This is a genomic window from Komagataeibacter melaceti (genome assembly GCF_003403295.1).
Classification (GTDB): Bacteria; Pseudomonadota; Alphaproteobacteria; order Acetobacterales; family Acetobacteraceae; genus Komagataeibacter; species Komagataeibacter melaceti.
In genome coordinates, this window is sequence record NZ_QUWV01000077.1 from 38,280 (window position 1) to 51,314 (window position 13,035).

A 13,035-nucleotide genomic window follows, 5' to 3' on the forward strand; every position below is an offset into this window, starting at 1 on the left:
CACGCCTACGCAGAGACACGATATCGGCATCGAAACGGCCGTTCCAACCGACGATGCGGTCCAGAAAGCAACCCGGCTGCAAGCGGCTCCCATGACATCGGACGACCAGTTGCAGGTGCTGCAGCTTGTAACGGAAGAAGCAGCACTGGTGCAGCGGACCCGCAGCGACATCGCAGCGCTCCGGCAGGATCTTGACCGGCTGCGTATCGCCGATACGGCAAAGGCTTCGGATCTCAACCGCCGGATGTCGCTCCTCGAAGCGAAACGAGCCGTGGCCGACGCCGAAGCACCCCCGTCAGATGGACCGGCCGCCACACGCGCCGCGGCCGACAAGGCACGGGCAGCTCTGGAAGCGGCGGCGGCCGAGCCGCAGCCAGCACCAACGCCGCCGCAATCTCCAGCGTCCCGGACAGCGAAAATGCGCCCGACGCCTCCTTCTCCGCCCCCGACATGGACGCCCCACTACCGGATACTTGCTGCATCTCCCCAGCTTGCCATGGTGCAGGACGACGCTGCGCCGGCCGGGCAACCGCCGCAGTCCGAAATCGAAATCGGCACCGATCTCCGCGGATATGGTCGTGTGCGCACCATCTCTCAACGCGGCACGATGTGGGTGATCCAGGCTGAACGCGGCATCATCCAGTAAGGCAAGGACACATCGACGTGCAAGGTCTGGTCAACCTCGTCAACGATCTCGCTCTCGCCATGGCCTGGCTGCTGCCAATGGCCTGCTATATTGCAGCGTGGATTGCCTTCCTGACCGGGGCATGGGGATTATGGCAGCAGCGCCAGCCCCAGAACCCGTTCGTCGGCCGTCCCTGGGTGCCCTGGATCGGGATTGTCCTGTCCGGCGTCTTTGCCACTTTTGACAGGATACTCACAAAATCCACCAGCTCTGCCGGTCTCGATACGCAGGTTGCGCTGGGAGCTTCTGTCACCGGCTACACGGAAGCGACGACGGGAAGCGTCATTTCCGGGACTGGCCCAGAGGATGCCATCCTGTCAATCGTCAGTGATTTCGCCCTGTTCTTCGAAATGTTCGGCGCCTGGGCGGCGTTCATGGCGGTCGTTGCGTGGAACGCGTCAGCGACCGGAAAAACAAACCGCTCAAAACTCAGTTGCCTCATCCAGTTCGTTTTCGGCGTGATCCTCCTCAATCCCGTCAAGGAAGCAACCTGGATCCTGAACCACTGGACAACGTCCGGCTAGGTCCTGTCCGCAAAGAAAGCGTTCGAAGTCGCATGTTGCCGACAGAACAATGATTTGGGGGACATGATCCCTCTTTCAACGGAGCCCTCGACCATGAACCTCTCTCGCACAGGCACCACCAGCGCGGCGCGACTGACGCGTCTGGTGACACAACGGGCCGGATACAGACAGCGTGCCGTCACGGCACTTGGCACATTGGCCGTCCCGATCCTCATTGCCAGCCATGCGCTGGCCCAATCCGCAACCGGCAGCGCAAACGGTATCGGGGCCCAGATGCAGGCCACCGCCCAGGAGGGACTGACAGCGGGCGGCTTTGTCGCTGCTGCATGCATGTATGTCGCTGCCTTCATCTGCTTCATCGGCGGCGTATGGGCGGCCTGGCAGAGCCGCAACGAACAGAACCGTTCGCCCGGAAAGGTCGGTATGGCAATCGCCGGCATCGTGCTGTGCGGTCTTTTCGCAACGGGTCCGCAGTGGATCAACAAGGCTGCCAACACCGCGTCCGGTGGCTCGGCAACCGTTGGTACGCAGGCTCAGGCCTATCAATTCACGAGCGGCGGCTAGGAACCCGATCGCAATGGCCCGTCTCACACAGTCTTTCCGGCTGCTGCCGCGCCCATGGGATCCGTCAGCGCCAGGCGCCAGGGAGATGGGTGAGCCGGGCCTTTTCACATGTGCCTGCTGCGGCCTGATAACGCCTGGTCGCAGGTTTCCATGGCATGGTGACGGACCCGGGCCTGTCTGCGCCTTATGCAACATCCTGCAGGATCCGACCCGTCCGGCCATTGAACGCGAAGCCGTCCTAATATGGTGGCCGAAACTGCCGCAGGCCCGCATCATGACCCTGACCCGCTGCGCGCATCAAGCCCTCATGCAGACGCTCGGCAATGGGCCAAACGGACAGGATGTCGTCTGGCATCGTGCAATGGACGCGATCGCGTCAGGGTCGGACACCGCGATGATGCCTGCGCAATGCAAAAGCGCTCTCGCTGTGCTCCGCGCTCTGCACGCGCGAACGACCGAAGCCCGGCGGCGGCTGGAGACAACCTCTCCCCGACTGCTGGCGACTGCCCTGCTGATGGCGAACCGGGCCGACCCGCAGATCAATGAAAGCGCGACCGCCCTGATGGACGGCATCCGGCTCTTCCCCCTGGGCCGTCTCCATAACGGCCCCACCGACATCTACCCGGCGCTTGTCAGGGAATGGCTTGATGCCGATCCCCAACCGGTCATGACGTGACAGGATCATATCAATGGGCGGTATTCTTTCCAGTCTGCTGGCCGGCATCAGCCTCGGGCTGCGCCAGCCCCTTGCCTCATTCTGCGATGTGGAAAGTACGCACGGGGACCATCTCATCACCAAACGCGGTGAATATGTCTCCGTACTGCGCATCAATGGCCTGCGTCGCATGTGCACGCGGCAGGAAGTGGAAGCGCTCGCCGAGCAGCAGCGTATAGAATTGCAGGGTCTCCTTGAAGAACGTGGCCATGCCATTGTGGGATGGTATATTTCCGATCCCGAGCGCTCAGGTATCGAGATTGACCGCCTGAGCCTCAATGGTTGCCGGTCCATAGCCCGACAGATCGGAGCGGACCTTTCGGACGTCATCGAAGAGAGGCGCCGGCGCTGGCCAAACGTCATGCGCTGGGAAGCCACCTGTTACGTCCTGTGGACCCGGCCCAGCGTGCTGACACGTGAGGACCGCAAACAGGTGGCAGAGGAGCGCCGGACCCTTGCCTCCCAATTTCCCCGCGTGGGCAATACCCAACGTTTTGCCCTGCGCTCCGATATCATGGCGGCCCGCCATGAATCGTTCATTTCACGCGTCCAGGCTGCCCTGCAGGGGTTCGACATTTCCTGCGAATTCCTTGGTCCACATCAGGCATTGCAGGTCGCGCGCGAAGCGACCTATCGTGAAACGGCGGGGTCCGCCTGGAAACCGACCCTGCTGGGTGACCGGGTCATGCCACGGCTTCCCGACGATCTGGATGATCCGCAGCCACACCCGCAGGGCCTGCTCTGGCCGGCGATCCGGGACCAGATTTTCAATGCCGACGCCGAAACGAAAGGCGGACAACTCGTGACCGTGGGGGATTATACATACGCCCCGGTCGACATGACGATTGGCCCAGAGGATCCGCGCCCGTTTTCCGAACTCTCCAGCGTGCTTGGCCGCAAGAGACTGCCATGGCGCAGCGCCATGATCCTGGAGGGTGGTGGCCGCGCCGCCTTCGGCTTCAAGGAAGCCGGAGCCGGGTTTCTGGCGATGTTCCCCGGAAATAGCGACATTCGACGGGCGTTTGCTGCACTCAAGCTGGAGCGCCAGAAAAACAACCATAATTCCGTGCGGATGCGCATGACCGCCACAACCTGGGCTCCGGTTGGAGCAGAGGCGAAGCTGCGACGGCAGGCGTCGGACCTCTCTCAGGCAATTGATGCGTGGGGCAACAGCAAGACAACGCGGATCTCTGGCGATCCGCTGGAGGCGGCCATGGGTTCTGTCCCTGCCCTGGCGCTCGGTTCGACTGCGACCTCATCGCTCGCCCTTGTCGGTGACGCGTTCTCCATGATGCCGTGGGCACGCAGTGCATCACCGTGGCAGAGAGGATCCATTCTCTTCCGCAAACCCGATGGTTCAATCTGGCCCTACGATCCGACCGGGGGCGGGCTACGCCCATCCGTCGTAGACATTATCGTAGCCCCGCCTGGCGGCGGAAAATCCGTTCTGGCCAATACCATTCTTCTGGGCTTGATCCTCAGCAGCGCCGCGATCAGCAGCCACGGCACGAAGCTCCCCTATATCGGCAAGCTCGATATCGGGCCGTCCTCGCGCGGACTGATCGAGATGCTGCGCAACGCGCTTGGCCCCGAACGCCAGCACGAGGCGGTTTACGTCAAGATGCAGGCAATCCCGGGCTTCGAGGTCAATGTCTTCGATACCCAGGTCGGACTGGAATATCCCCTGCCACTCGAGCGCGTTTTCCTGCAGAATTTCATCTCGCTCCTTGCTACGCCGCTGGATGGCAGGCCGTGGGAGGGCATGGACCATCTGGTAGAGGACGTGATTGATGAAGCCTACCGCCTCTGTACCGGGGTGCAGGGGGGCACGCCCAAAATCTACACCCCAGGGATCGAGCCCGACGTCGATGCCGCAATAACATCGCTGGGTATCAGCCTGCCCCACCATGCGGGAGAGGACGATCCGACATGGTGGCGGGATGTCGTCGATGCCCTTGTCAATCTCAGGGAATACCGCCTTGCAGGTTTTGCCCAGCGCCATGCCGTACCGGTCCTGCAGGATCTGCTGATTGCGGCCCGCAGCCCGGAAATCGAAAAACGCTATTCCAAGATCACCCTGGAAACCGGTGAAAGCCTGATCGACACGTTTGATCGCTACATCATGAACGTGATCAAGAATTTTCCCATGCTGGCGTCCCCGACAAGGCTGGATATGGGGGACGCGCGCGTGATCGTCCTCGATCTTGCCGAGGTGGCACCATCCGGCTCTCCCGCGGCCAACCGCCAGACAGCGCTCATGTATATGCTTGGCCGCCATATCCTGGCCCGGAATTTCTTTCTCCATCCCGATTATGCCGACGACCCGCATATGCCCCCGTCCATGCGGGACTATCATCTCGCCCGCTTCACGGAGATGTACGAAACGACGAAGCGTGTCGACTTCGATGAGTGGCACCGTACCGAACCCGCACCCCAAGTAGACAAGCAGGCTGTCCGCGACGGCCGCGAGGGGCGTAAGCACAACGTCCAACTCGCCTTCATTTCACAGAACCATACCGATTTCAGCGAGGATCTCTACAAGATATCAACCGCCCGATGGGTCCTCAAATGCGGTGATCAGGAGACGGCAGACAGTCTTATCCGACGTTTCAAGCTGTCCGATGCCAGCGCCTATGTCATTCGCAACGCGCTGCCGGGTCCGGGAAAGAATGGTGCGCCGTTCTTCGTGGACATGTCGGCCGGAGAAGCAAAATATGAACAGCTTCTGGTGAACGTCCTGGGGCCAATCGAACTCTGGTCATTCTCGACGACGCCTGGCGACACGGCGCTCCGTTCGCGCCTTTACAAACGGATCCATTTTGCCCGCGCCCTGCGGATGCTCGCCACTGTATTTCCCTCGGGAACAGCAAACAGCGAGATCGAACGCAGAAAAAGCGAGCGCATGAATGTTTTCGGTCTCGCGACCGATGAAGCGTTTGCCGGCGTTCTGGATGAACTGGCGGATGAGATCGTGGAAGGTAGAGGCGTGGCCGCAGGATTGTATGAAACCCTGCGCGCCATTGATGAACAATCGGAACTCGAATTTACCATTGGGTAGAAGGTGACCGATATTTTCCTGACGGCCTCACATCCCGATCATTGCGGACACAATGATGTTGACCATGCTGTTCGATCAATAGCGCGGCGACGTCTGGCAGGGATAGATTCGACAAATTTATGTGTCGTATCTGGCATATTATACGATATTATCAGTCATATGTGACTATCAGATCGTTAGCGCGATCCCGATCTGATCGTTTATGAAGGCGGCTTCATAATGACGCGCCATCGCCCCGGAAACACCAACCTCTCGCAGAACAGGCCTCCACTCATCCGAAATTCGCCGCGCTGTCACGCGGATCATCTGCCGGGCCTCAGCAGGGGTAATTTCGAAGAATTCACACGCCTCCAGTGCCAGACGGATGGACCGATCATGCGGACCGCCCTCCAGTATCGCCGTTTCCAGATGCGGGTTACGGTCGGGTGCTGGATTCACATCGAAAACGGGGGATAACCGCCAGTGTCCAGCGCCCACATAGAGAAATCCGTGATTTTTCAGATGATCGTCCTTATTTGACACGAGAATAGTATAAACCAGACGCAGGAAGAGTTCGCGGAACTCTGCCTGGGGATCGGCGGCATAGGTCCGGATAAAATCGACAATCTCCGTATAGGAACCCAGTTCCGTTCCGGTTTTCCCCAGAGCAGTCCTCGCCGAAATATAAGGAATCCGGCCAGCCTCACGCCGATCAAACCGCTGGATCAGAGCCACAGGAAACGGCGTTTCAGCCAGTTCCAGCCTGACCTCTGGCGTCCGGATTCCGCATGCTCTTGCCAGACGAAGCGTGGCAACTTCAATACGTTCTATTGGCCACTGGTCGTGAACCGAGGTAAATTTTGCAAGCCAGAGCACATCGCCGTCCCGAACATTGGCCTTCGGTCGCGCCCCACCCGAACCACCTGCACCAGCGAGCGCCTGCATATCTCTTTCGGATATGTCCTTGCCCTGTTCATATGCCCGCGCGATAGCCGTAATAGCGGCAAGATCGACCAGACGCGGTATGATGTCATCGGCGCCGCCACGAATGATTTCTCCGTTATCATCGGCGAAACGAAGCGCACCCTGCCGACATACGTCATCCGACAGTGTGAGATATTCAAACTCGGAAAGCCCATTACCGTAGGCACGCTCGAGAAGCCTGCGCCCCCAACTGTCGGGCGCAGCATCAGCAAAGACACCCGCAAGGGCATCGCGCACGTTCCCTGGCTGGCCAGCCGCATGAAACGGCCCAGAGCCAAGGGGAAAGGTTGGCTGGATGGCAAAGGCCCGAGAATTCTCGACCCAGGCCGGATCATAAGTGAAGGTCGAAAACTGCCGTGGACCTGCCTGCGTAAAACGCAGTTGACCCACGGGAGTCAGGCTGTTGCCAAGAACGACATGGGCGCTGAAATCAGGCATCAGAACGAAGCACCGTCCATATCAATAACATCCGCTCCCCCATGCGTGGCCTTATCCTTATCCTGCTGCCTGCGTAACGTGGTCGCAGAAGACCGGCCTCGACGAGGCTGACGTTCAGCTGCCAACGCCAGTCCCAGATCATCCTTGCGGATATCAATCAGGTCGGCCAACCGGTCCAGAAGACCAAGCACGACAAGCACGTCGGCCAGAGTGCCGATCCCCACACCCGGGTCTCCCTTTTCCAGGCGCGCGATGGAACTTGCTGACGTGCCGGCACGAGCGGCTAGGTCGGCTATCGCTATGCCGCGCCGCAGGCGCGCGCCACGAAGGTCACGCCCCAGTCGTTCAAGAGCCGCGCGGGATTTTGGTGAGCCCATTACTATCACTCATATTTGACAGATAATTTGCCTTATACCGTCATATATGGAATTCTGCAAACTCCAGCCTCTGCCCTTCACAACACGTTCCTGGCAGGAACTGGCACGTCGCGTAGAAAACGCTGGGCAGGCCGCCTGAATTCCACGGGCAGTTTCTGGTCGCGGGGCGATCATCACCCTATAAGTCTATTTTCCACCTTGAGGTCATGATGCCTGTGCCGCCAATCGATCCCTTCCACGCGCTGTCCATCAGCGCACTGGCACATGAACTGGCCGCGCAGGGGCGCAGCATCATTCATATGGAATTTGGCCAGCCTTCTACCGGCGCGCCAAGCGCGGCGATCGAACGCGCCCAGCACGTACTGGCGACCGACCCCATGGGCTATTGGGAAAGCCAGCCCCTGAAGGAACGGATCGCCTTGCACTATGACGAAACATATGGCGTTTCGCTCCAGCCTGAACAGATTATCCTGACCTGTGGCGCCTCACCCGCGCTGGTTCTGGCGCTCATGACCAGTTTTGTGCCCGGCGCGCATGTAGCCATGGCGCGACCGGGTTATGTGGCCTACCGCAATGTCGTGCGCTCGCTCCATATGAAACCGGTTGAAATTCCGTGTGGGGAAAAAGAACGCTTCCAGTTGACCCCCGACGGCATTGCCGCGCTTGAACCTGCTCCCGACGGGTTGATCCTGGCCAGTCCCGCCAACCCCACCGGTACCATCCTGTCTCCTGATGAAATACGGCGCATTGTTGACGTCTGTCGCGCGCACGGGATCTGCATCATATCGGATGAAATCTATCACGGCCTGAGTTTTGGCGAACGCGCGCACAGTATTCTGGAATATGATCCCGATGCGCTGGTGGTAAACAGTTTTTCCAAATACTTCAGCATGGCGCCGTGGCGGCTGGGGTGGCTGGTTGTCCCGCCAGCCAAGGTGGAAGCCGCCCGCGCGCGGATGGGTAATCTGTTCCTGCCGCCCGCCGCCCTCAGCCAGCACGCGGCCCTTGCCGCCTTCGATTGCCGCGATGAGCTTGAAGGGCATATGGAAACCTACCGGCGCAATCGTGACCTGCTGTTACGTGCCCTGCCCGAAATGGGGCTGCGCCATATCGCGCCACCAGATGGAGCGTTCTATATCTATGCCGATATCCGGCACCTGACGGATGACAGCATGGCGTTTTGCAAGCGCCTGTTGCTGGATACGGGTGTTACGACAGCACCGGGCATTGATTTCGACCCTCTAGACGGGAAATACTTCATCCGTTTCAGCTTTGCGGTAGCAACGGACCAGATTGAAGAAGCCATCCGCCGCATGGTCCCATGGTTTCGTCACCAAAAGGACCACTTACCCGTCAATGCAGTGACTTAAAGGGGGATATACGTCTGGAGCGCGTATAGCTGTGTTTCTGATCAGGAGACATGCGGATACGCACTTACCGCGACCCATTACTACGGACCATGCAGGTGGTTTCTTCCAACTTAATTTCTGCGGCACACGTCTTGATTATAGTCAGCCCCGGCTGCATGCCTTGCCCAGATCAATACATTCATACCAAACCATTACCTGCCTGCGATATTACTACCTCAAGCCACTGCTGGAACTGAAATGCGAGGTGGCAAAACTATGCTTCAGCACGATCCCGTTACTCAACACAACAGTCAGCATCTTGCTTTTGTTATTTGATCTTTCTCCAAGCATGCCAAGCCCGACTACGTCCTGCGCTATTGAAAGACCATCCTCCCTGCCGGACGTAAAACTATAAATCCAGACCTCATAACCATCTTCATAGGTTTTCTGCCCCGGTTCACCGTAAATCTGACGCACCTGGGATGAAGTTGTCACACCATCATGAATATTCTGATCAACTTCCGCGATGGTTGTTTTTTTTATGGAAGCATCACCCGTGGACGAACAGGCACTCGTGCCTGCAATGATCGCCATCACGATGGCCGTTCTGATGATCTTCATCCTGCACTCTACCCTCTCGGCTACATATCATCGACATACCTCATTGTGTCCCATCGATACAGATTGTTCAGCGCACATCAGATGCTTGGTAGGACTGTCAGCAACATGGATGGCTGCCGGTGATCCCCTCACGTTCAGAGCCGAAAACAGAAAAGGGTTGCTCCTGTCCCACGCAATTCTGCGCGTCAATCCGGCGACAGCATACCCCAAAAGAGGACACGAATCTGCTCTCGGGGCCTACATGAAAGAAAAAGCAACGCAGCCAATTTTTGCTGTAGCAGTCGCAAGATGATCTTCGAAGCTTCTCCCATCATCCGGAGAAGCTCATGAAACATTCTCTGCTCATTTTTCTTTTGCCCATGGCGCTCAACGCCTGTGCGCAGAGCCTGTCGTCACCTTCTCCCATTGCGACGACCGGCATGGCCAATCCTGAACTGGCCTTGCAGCGGTCAATAGCAGAGACCACGACTGATCTTCGGGAACTTGGCAGCATCCGCCCGTCTCCGGTCGTTGCATCTACCAACCAACCCCCGCTCCCCGATGACCTGACCCGCCGGATCTGGTTCGTGTGGGACGGCCCGCTGGGCAAGGCCGTCGCAAAACTCGGCCAGGAGATTGGCTACAGCGTGACGGTCACCGGCCATCCCCGAGCAATGCGCGTCGCGACCAACAGCGTTGCCGCCGTGGTGGATATCCTTCGGACATTGGGCGATCAGGCCGGAGATCAGGCCATGGTCTCGGTAGACCCGCTTCACCACGCGATAACGGTGGCCTGGCATGCGTAAGGTGGCGCTCTTTCTATCTTCGGCCATCGTCGTGACGGCCGCAGGCAGCCCGACCCATGCGGCATCTGTCTCCACGGGGAAGGTTGTCATTGAGGAGGGGCAGCACGTCCGGCTACCGACATCGTCTCCATCCCCGCCATCGGCCCGCAGCGGCACATTGGTCCCGGAGCCACAGCCGCCCCAGCCGGGTGCGGATCAGGTGGACGGGGCTGACCCCGCCCTTGCCAATCCCATCAATAAACCGGTGACAGGGGCCTCAACGCTCGACGAGGTGGTTGGCGGCGAAGCGCCCCCCTCTCTTGAGGCCCTTGAGAACACCCGCCCCAATGACGAGCCAGGCGATGACCTGAAACCCGGTCGAAGCACCCAGCTTCGGGAAGCCGCGCATATTTACGGCGCGCAAGGCGGTCTGGCCGCCCGGGCATTCGCAATCAACGAGATGCTGCGGCGCCACGAGGAGACACTCGACGCCACTTATGATTTCCGGTCGATCGTGCTTCCGATCGGGAGCGGCCAGACCCTCATGCAGCCCCCCATCGTCACCGAGGCACAGATGGCCTTTGCGCTCAATGACACCGGCCAGGTGGCGCACGAGACAGAATGTGTTTTCGAGATCACCCGGGAGGCACAACTGACATCCGCGCCCCCGGACTGGCGCACGTATCTCGTCCGGACATGGGGCAAACCGCATCACCCGGTAGCCGCGGCCCTGCCCCGCACAAAGGCGGAAGTGTCACACTGGAACCAGTGGGTGGCCGAAGGCTGGGCAGACGGGGAAAAGCAGGCGACCGAGATCTTCCTCTCCGACCTGTCGCGCCTGCAGCGCGACATTACCGGCATGGCCCGCTACCGGGTGCTGCTGAACGCCGGGCGCGTCGAAGAACCGCGCGTCGTGTTCGAGCACCAAGATGCCGTGGGAGGAGGAGACACCCTCCACCTCAATGACCGCACGATCCGGATCGCGAGCCAGCCGGGGCTTCAGGGCCACGTCCGGCGCGGAAGCGATTACGGTTATCCGGAGCATTGCCGATGAATATCACCATCCCCGTCACGACCGACGAACGCTGGCCGGATGAAGGCAGGAAAGCGTTTGCCTGGGTCGAGGAGCGACGGCGTAACGCGCCAGGGCTGGACTCCCTCCTTCGCTGGGCGCATGGCCTCGGCGCCTCGCGCATCGACATCAAGACCGGCCATCCGGTCACGATCAAAGTGCACGGCGTGATCCGCTACGCCACATGTAAAGCGACGGACTCCCTTGCGCTGGCGGATATCGTCGGCCATGTCTATGCCTCTGACGGGATGGCCATGCTTGGTGTCGGCCATATCCTCGATACAGCCTACAGCGTGGCACTGGACCGCAAGGTCAATCTGCGTTTCCGGATCAATCTTTCACCCATTTCAGTCAAGCGGGGCAGTGGCGTCCACATCGTCATGCGTCCGATCCCCGCCCGCCCCGCAAGCCTTGACCAGCAGATGGTCGAGCAGGAAATCCGGGACACGAACAGGCTCAAAAGCGGCATGATCCTGTTTGGTGGGGCAACCGGTTCCGGAAAGACCACGTTGCAATTCGGGCTCGCCATCGAAAAACTCATGGACCCGACCGTGTATTGCGACATGGCAACCGGCGAGGAGCCCATCGAGTTCCTGCTGGACGACCTGCGTCCGCCTTCAGGCTCGCGGATCAGCCAGACGGAGATCCGCCCCCCCACCCTGACTTTTCCCACGTTCACCCGCAGCCTGACACGCCGCGAGATGAGCGATGGCATCATCACGGAATGTCGGGACGGCGAGACCATGAATGCAGCCATCAATATCGCCATGATGGGCGGTATCCTAGGCACGACGCTACACGCAGACAGCGTCTCCCTCATGATCCAGCGCGCGATCGCGCTCTGTCCCCCCTCGGAACGTGACAACCTGGTCTCGGCCCTCGCTCAGGCACTCCGGTTCTGCATCAACCAGCGCCTTGTGCCCCGCAAGGGCGGCGGGCGTGTTGCGATCCGCGAATTCCTCACCTTCGATCGTGATCTGCGCCGCAAGCTGACCCGGACCGAGCCAACAGACTGGCCGGACGTCGTGGCCAACGCGGTCGAGGCGCAGGGCCAGTCCTTCGGCAGAGCCATCCGCAAACTGCTTGATGCCGATCTGATCACCGAAGACACCGCTCTGGCGGAAGAAAGGAGAGACGCGTGATGTGGCGTGCAACGGCCTATCCTGTCCGGGTTTTCATTCTCGACGCCCGCAGCTGCTTTCCCATTCTCATCTCCGTGACACACTGGAGCCTCACCACCCTGCTGATCGGGGTCTTCGGCGTGGTGTTTTTCGGGACGATCTCGTTTTTCGGGCTGACGCTGCCAGCCGCGATACGCTCCATGCGACGCTTCCTCATCGGGCCGGTCCGCACCGCCCTGCCGACATGGCAAAGGAGGCGGTTCTCATGAGCGCGATCGATCTGGCGGCGATCAGTGCCGCGCAGACATGGCTTCTGGCCGAAATCGGCAAGCCGATTGAACTGCTGGACCGTGGCACCGGAAAACGGGTGGTCGTATCACCAGCTGACGCGGCACACCCTGAAGTCTATCTGCCCGTTTTCCTGATCAGTGCCGAAACCCTGTGGCTGGAACTGACGGGAACGGGCTTTGCCCTTGATGTCAGCAGGACGCCCGACAGTGCGCTCGGCTACGCCGTCCGCAAGGTGCGCGCCGGTTCATTTACGGTCGTGATGTTATGTCTGATCGATGTCACGATGAGGCTTGCGGAGATGGACGACGCGCTGGTCCTCAATCATCTGATCGACTTCTGGGGCGAAGCCCATGGCCGGATTGCCGATGTCGCGCCGACCTTGCAGGGGGCGACATGATCCCCCGCTGTTGATTTTCACTGAGAACTGACCCGGGTAGGGCGGAAATTTTCATCGAGATTTGACCCATGCCTCCACACTCCCCGGCATCATCTG

Annotated in this window: 14 protein-coding genes; 11 read left to right on the forward strand and 3 right to left on the reverse strand. The window is 59.9% G+C overall.

Annotation, left to right across the window (positions count from 1 at the left end; all coding sequences use genetic code 11):
• Positions 1-91: 91 nt before the first annotated feature.
• The 5 genes from DY926_RS17850 to DY926_RS09865 all read left to right on the forward strand — a co-directional run bounded on the left by DY926_RS17850 (position 92) and on the right by DY926_RS09865 (position 5,546).
• Positions 92-646, forward strand: a complete 555-nt coding sequence (locus DY926_RS17850; RefSeq protein ID WP_241503151.1) for a hypothetical protein — start codon at positions 92-94, stop codon at positions 644-646.
• A gap of 17 nt (positions 647-663) precedes the next feature.
• Complete coding sequence (locus tag DY926_RS09850) at positions 664-1,209, forward strand: hypothetical protein (protein ID WP_116703204.1); 546 nt, start codon at positions 664-666, stop codon at positions 1,207-1,209.
• 93 nt (positions 1,210-1,302) lie between these two features.
• Complete coding sequence (locus tag DY926_RS09855) at positions 1,303-1,773, forward strand: hypothetical protein (protein ID WP_025440154.1); 471 nt, start codon at positions 1,303-1,305, stop codon at positions 1,771-1,773.
• 274 nt (positions 1,774-2,047) lie between these two features.
• The gene (locus DY926_RS17855; protein WP_240906601.1) at positions 2,048-2,449 is read left to right on the forward strand and encodes a hypothetical protein; all 402 of its coding nucleotides are present in this window, start codon (positions 2,048-2,050) and stop codon (positions 2,447-2,449) included.
• 13 nt (positions 2,450-2,462) lie between these two features.
• On the forward strand, positions 2,463-5,546 hold the full coding sequence (locus tag DY926_RS09865; RefSeq protein WP_116703206.1) for an ATP-binding protein: 3,084 nt from the start codon (positions 2,463-2,465) through the stop codon (positions 5,544-5,546).
• A 168-nt stretch (positions 5,547-5,714) separates the two neighbouring features.
• Here the strand turns inward: DY926_RS09865 and DY926_RS09870 are convergent, their stop codons facing one another.
• Positions 5,715-6,947, reverse strand: a complete 1,233-nt coding sequence (locus DY926_RS09870; RefSeq protein ID WP_007396676.1) for a type II toxin-antitoxin system HipA family toxin — start codon at positions 6,945-6,947, stop codon at positions 5,715-5,717.
• On the reverse strand, positions 6,947-7,324 hold the full coding sequence (locus tag DY926_RS09875) for a helix-turn-helix domain-containing protein (protein ID WP_019087395.1): 378 nt from the start codon (positions 7,322-7,324) through the stop codon (positions 6,947-6,949). The genes DY926_RS09870 and DY926_RS09875 overlap by 1 nt, the downstream gene beginning before the upstream one ends.
• Positions 7,325-7,533: 209 nt before the next feature.
• Between DY926_RS09875 and DY926_RS09880 the strand changes: the two genes are divergently transcribed.
• Positions 7,534-8,694 carry a pyridoxal phosphate-dependent aminotransferase gene (locus tag DY926_RS09880; protein ID WP_186336131.1) on the forward strand — a complete coding sequence of 387 codons (1,161 nt, stop codon included), beginning with the start codon at positions 7,534-7,536 and terminating at the stop codon, positions 8,692-8,694.
• A gap of 210 nt (positions 8,695-8,904) precedes the next feature.
• On the opposite strand, the gene DY926_RS09885 is transcribed toward DY926_RS09880, so the two are convergent.
• The gene (locus DY926_RS09885; RefSeq protein ID WP_007396668.1) at positions 8,905-9,294 is read right to left on the reverse strand and encodes a hypothetical protein; all 390 of its coding nucleotides are present in this window, start codon (positions 9,292-9,294) and stop codon (positions 8,905-8,907) included.
• A 326-nt stretch (positions 9,295-9,620) separates the two neighbouring features.
• Between DY926_RS09885 and DY926_RS09890 the strand changes: the two genes are divergently transcribed.
• Genes DY926_RS09890 through DY926_RS09910 form a run of 5 tightly spaced genes read left to right on the forward strand, consistent with a single transcriptional unit; the run spans position 9,621 to position 12,939 of the window.
• Positions 9,621-10,079, forward strand: coding sequence for a DotD/TraH family lipoprotein (locus DY926_RS09890; RefSeq protein ID WP_025440151.1), 459 nt, complete (start codon positions 9,621-9,623; stop codon positions 10,077-10,079).
• Positions 10,072-11,112, forward strand: coding sequence for a type IV secretory system conjugative DNA transfer family protein (locus DY926_RS09895; RefSeq protein ID WP_116703208.1), 1,041 nt, complete (start codon positions 10,072-10,074; stop codon positions 11,110-11,112). Before DY926_RS09890 ends, DY926_RS09895 begins: the two co-directional genes overlap by 8 nt.
• Positions 11,109-12,272, forward strand: a complete 1,164-nt coding sequence (locus tag DY926_RS09900) for a type IV pilus twitching motility protein PilT (RefSeq protein WP_116703209.1) — start codon at positions 11,109-11,111, stop codon at positions 12,270-12,272. The genes DY926_RS09895 and DY926_RS09900 overlap by 4 nt, the downstream gene beginning before the upstream one ends.
• Positions 12,272-12,520, forward strand: coding sequence for an IcmT/TraK family protein (icmT, locus tag DY926_RS09905; RefSeq protein ID WP_010511855.1), 249 nt, complete (start codon positions 12,272-12,274; stop codon positions 12,518-12,520). The genes DY926_RS09900 and icmT overlap by 1 nt, the downstream gene beginning before the upstream one ends.
• Positions 12,517-12,939, forward strand: a complete 423-nt coding sequence (locus DY926_RS09910; RefSeq protein ID WP_116703210.1) for a hypothetical protein — start codon at positions 12,517-12,519, stop codon at positions 12,937-12,939. The genes icmT and DY926_RS09910 overlap by 4 nt, the downstream gene beginning before the upstream one ends.
• Positions 12,940-13,035 lie beyond the last annotated feature (96 nt).

Excerpts from the sequence above, each read along its gene's own strand:
- DY926_RS09890 (WP_025440151.1), top strand. The coding sequence starts at position 9,621 with ATGAAACATTCTCTGCTCATTTTTCTTTTGCCCATGGCGCTCAACGCC.
- DY926_RS09895 (WP_116703208.1), top strand. The coding sequence starts at position 10,072 with ATGCGTAAGGTGGCGCTCTTTCTATCTTCGGCCATCGTCGTGACGGCC.
- icmT (WP_010511855.1), top strand. The coding sequence starts at position 12,272 with ATGTGGCGTGCAACGGCCTATCCTGTCCGGGTTTTCATTCTCGACGCC.
- DY926_RS09855 (WP_025440154.1), top strand. The coding sequence starts at position 1,303 with ATGAACCTCTCTCGCACAGGCACCACCAGCGCGGCGCGACTGACGCGT.
- DY926_RS09885 (WP_007396668.1), bottom strand. The coding sequence starts at position 9,294 with ATGAAGATCATCAGAACGGCCATCGTGATGGCGATCATTGCAGGCACG.
- DY926_RS09875 (WP_019087395.1), bottom strand. The coding sequence starts at position 7,324 with ATGGGCTCACCAAAATCCCGCGCGGCTCTTGAACGACTGGGGCGTGAC.
- DY926_RS17855 (WP_240906601.1), top strand. The coding sequence starts at position 2,048 with ATGACCCTGACCCGCTGCGCGCATCAAGCCCTCATGCAGACGCTCGGC.
- DY926_RS17850 (WP_241503151.1), top strand. The coding sequence starts at position 92 with ATGACATCGGACGACCAGTTGCAGGTGCTGCAGCTTGTAACGGAAGAA.
- DY926_RS09880 (WP_186336131.1), top strand. The coding sequence starts at position 7,534 with ATGCCTGTGCCGCCAATCGATCCCTTCCACGCGCTGTCCATCAGCGCA.
- DY926_RS09870 (WP_007396676.1), bottom strand. The coding sequence starts at position 6,947 with ATGCCTGATTTCAGCGCCCATGTCGTTCTTGGCAACAGCCTGACTCCC.
- DY926_RS09910 (WP_116703210.1), top strand. The coding sequence starts at position 12,517 with ATGAGCGCGATCGATCTGGCGGCGATCAGTGCCGCGCAGACATGGCTT.
- DY926_RS09865 (WP_116703206.1), top strand. The coding sequence starts at position 2,463 with ATGGGCGGTATTCTTTCCAGTCTGCTGGCCGGCATCAGCCTCGGGCTG.
- DY926_RS09900 (WP_116703209.1), top strand. The coding sequence starts at position 11,109 with ATGAATATCACCATCCCCGTCACGACCGACGAACGCTGGCCGGATGAA.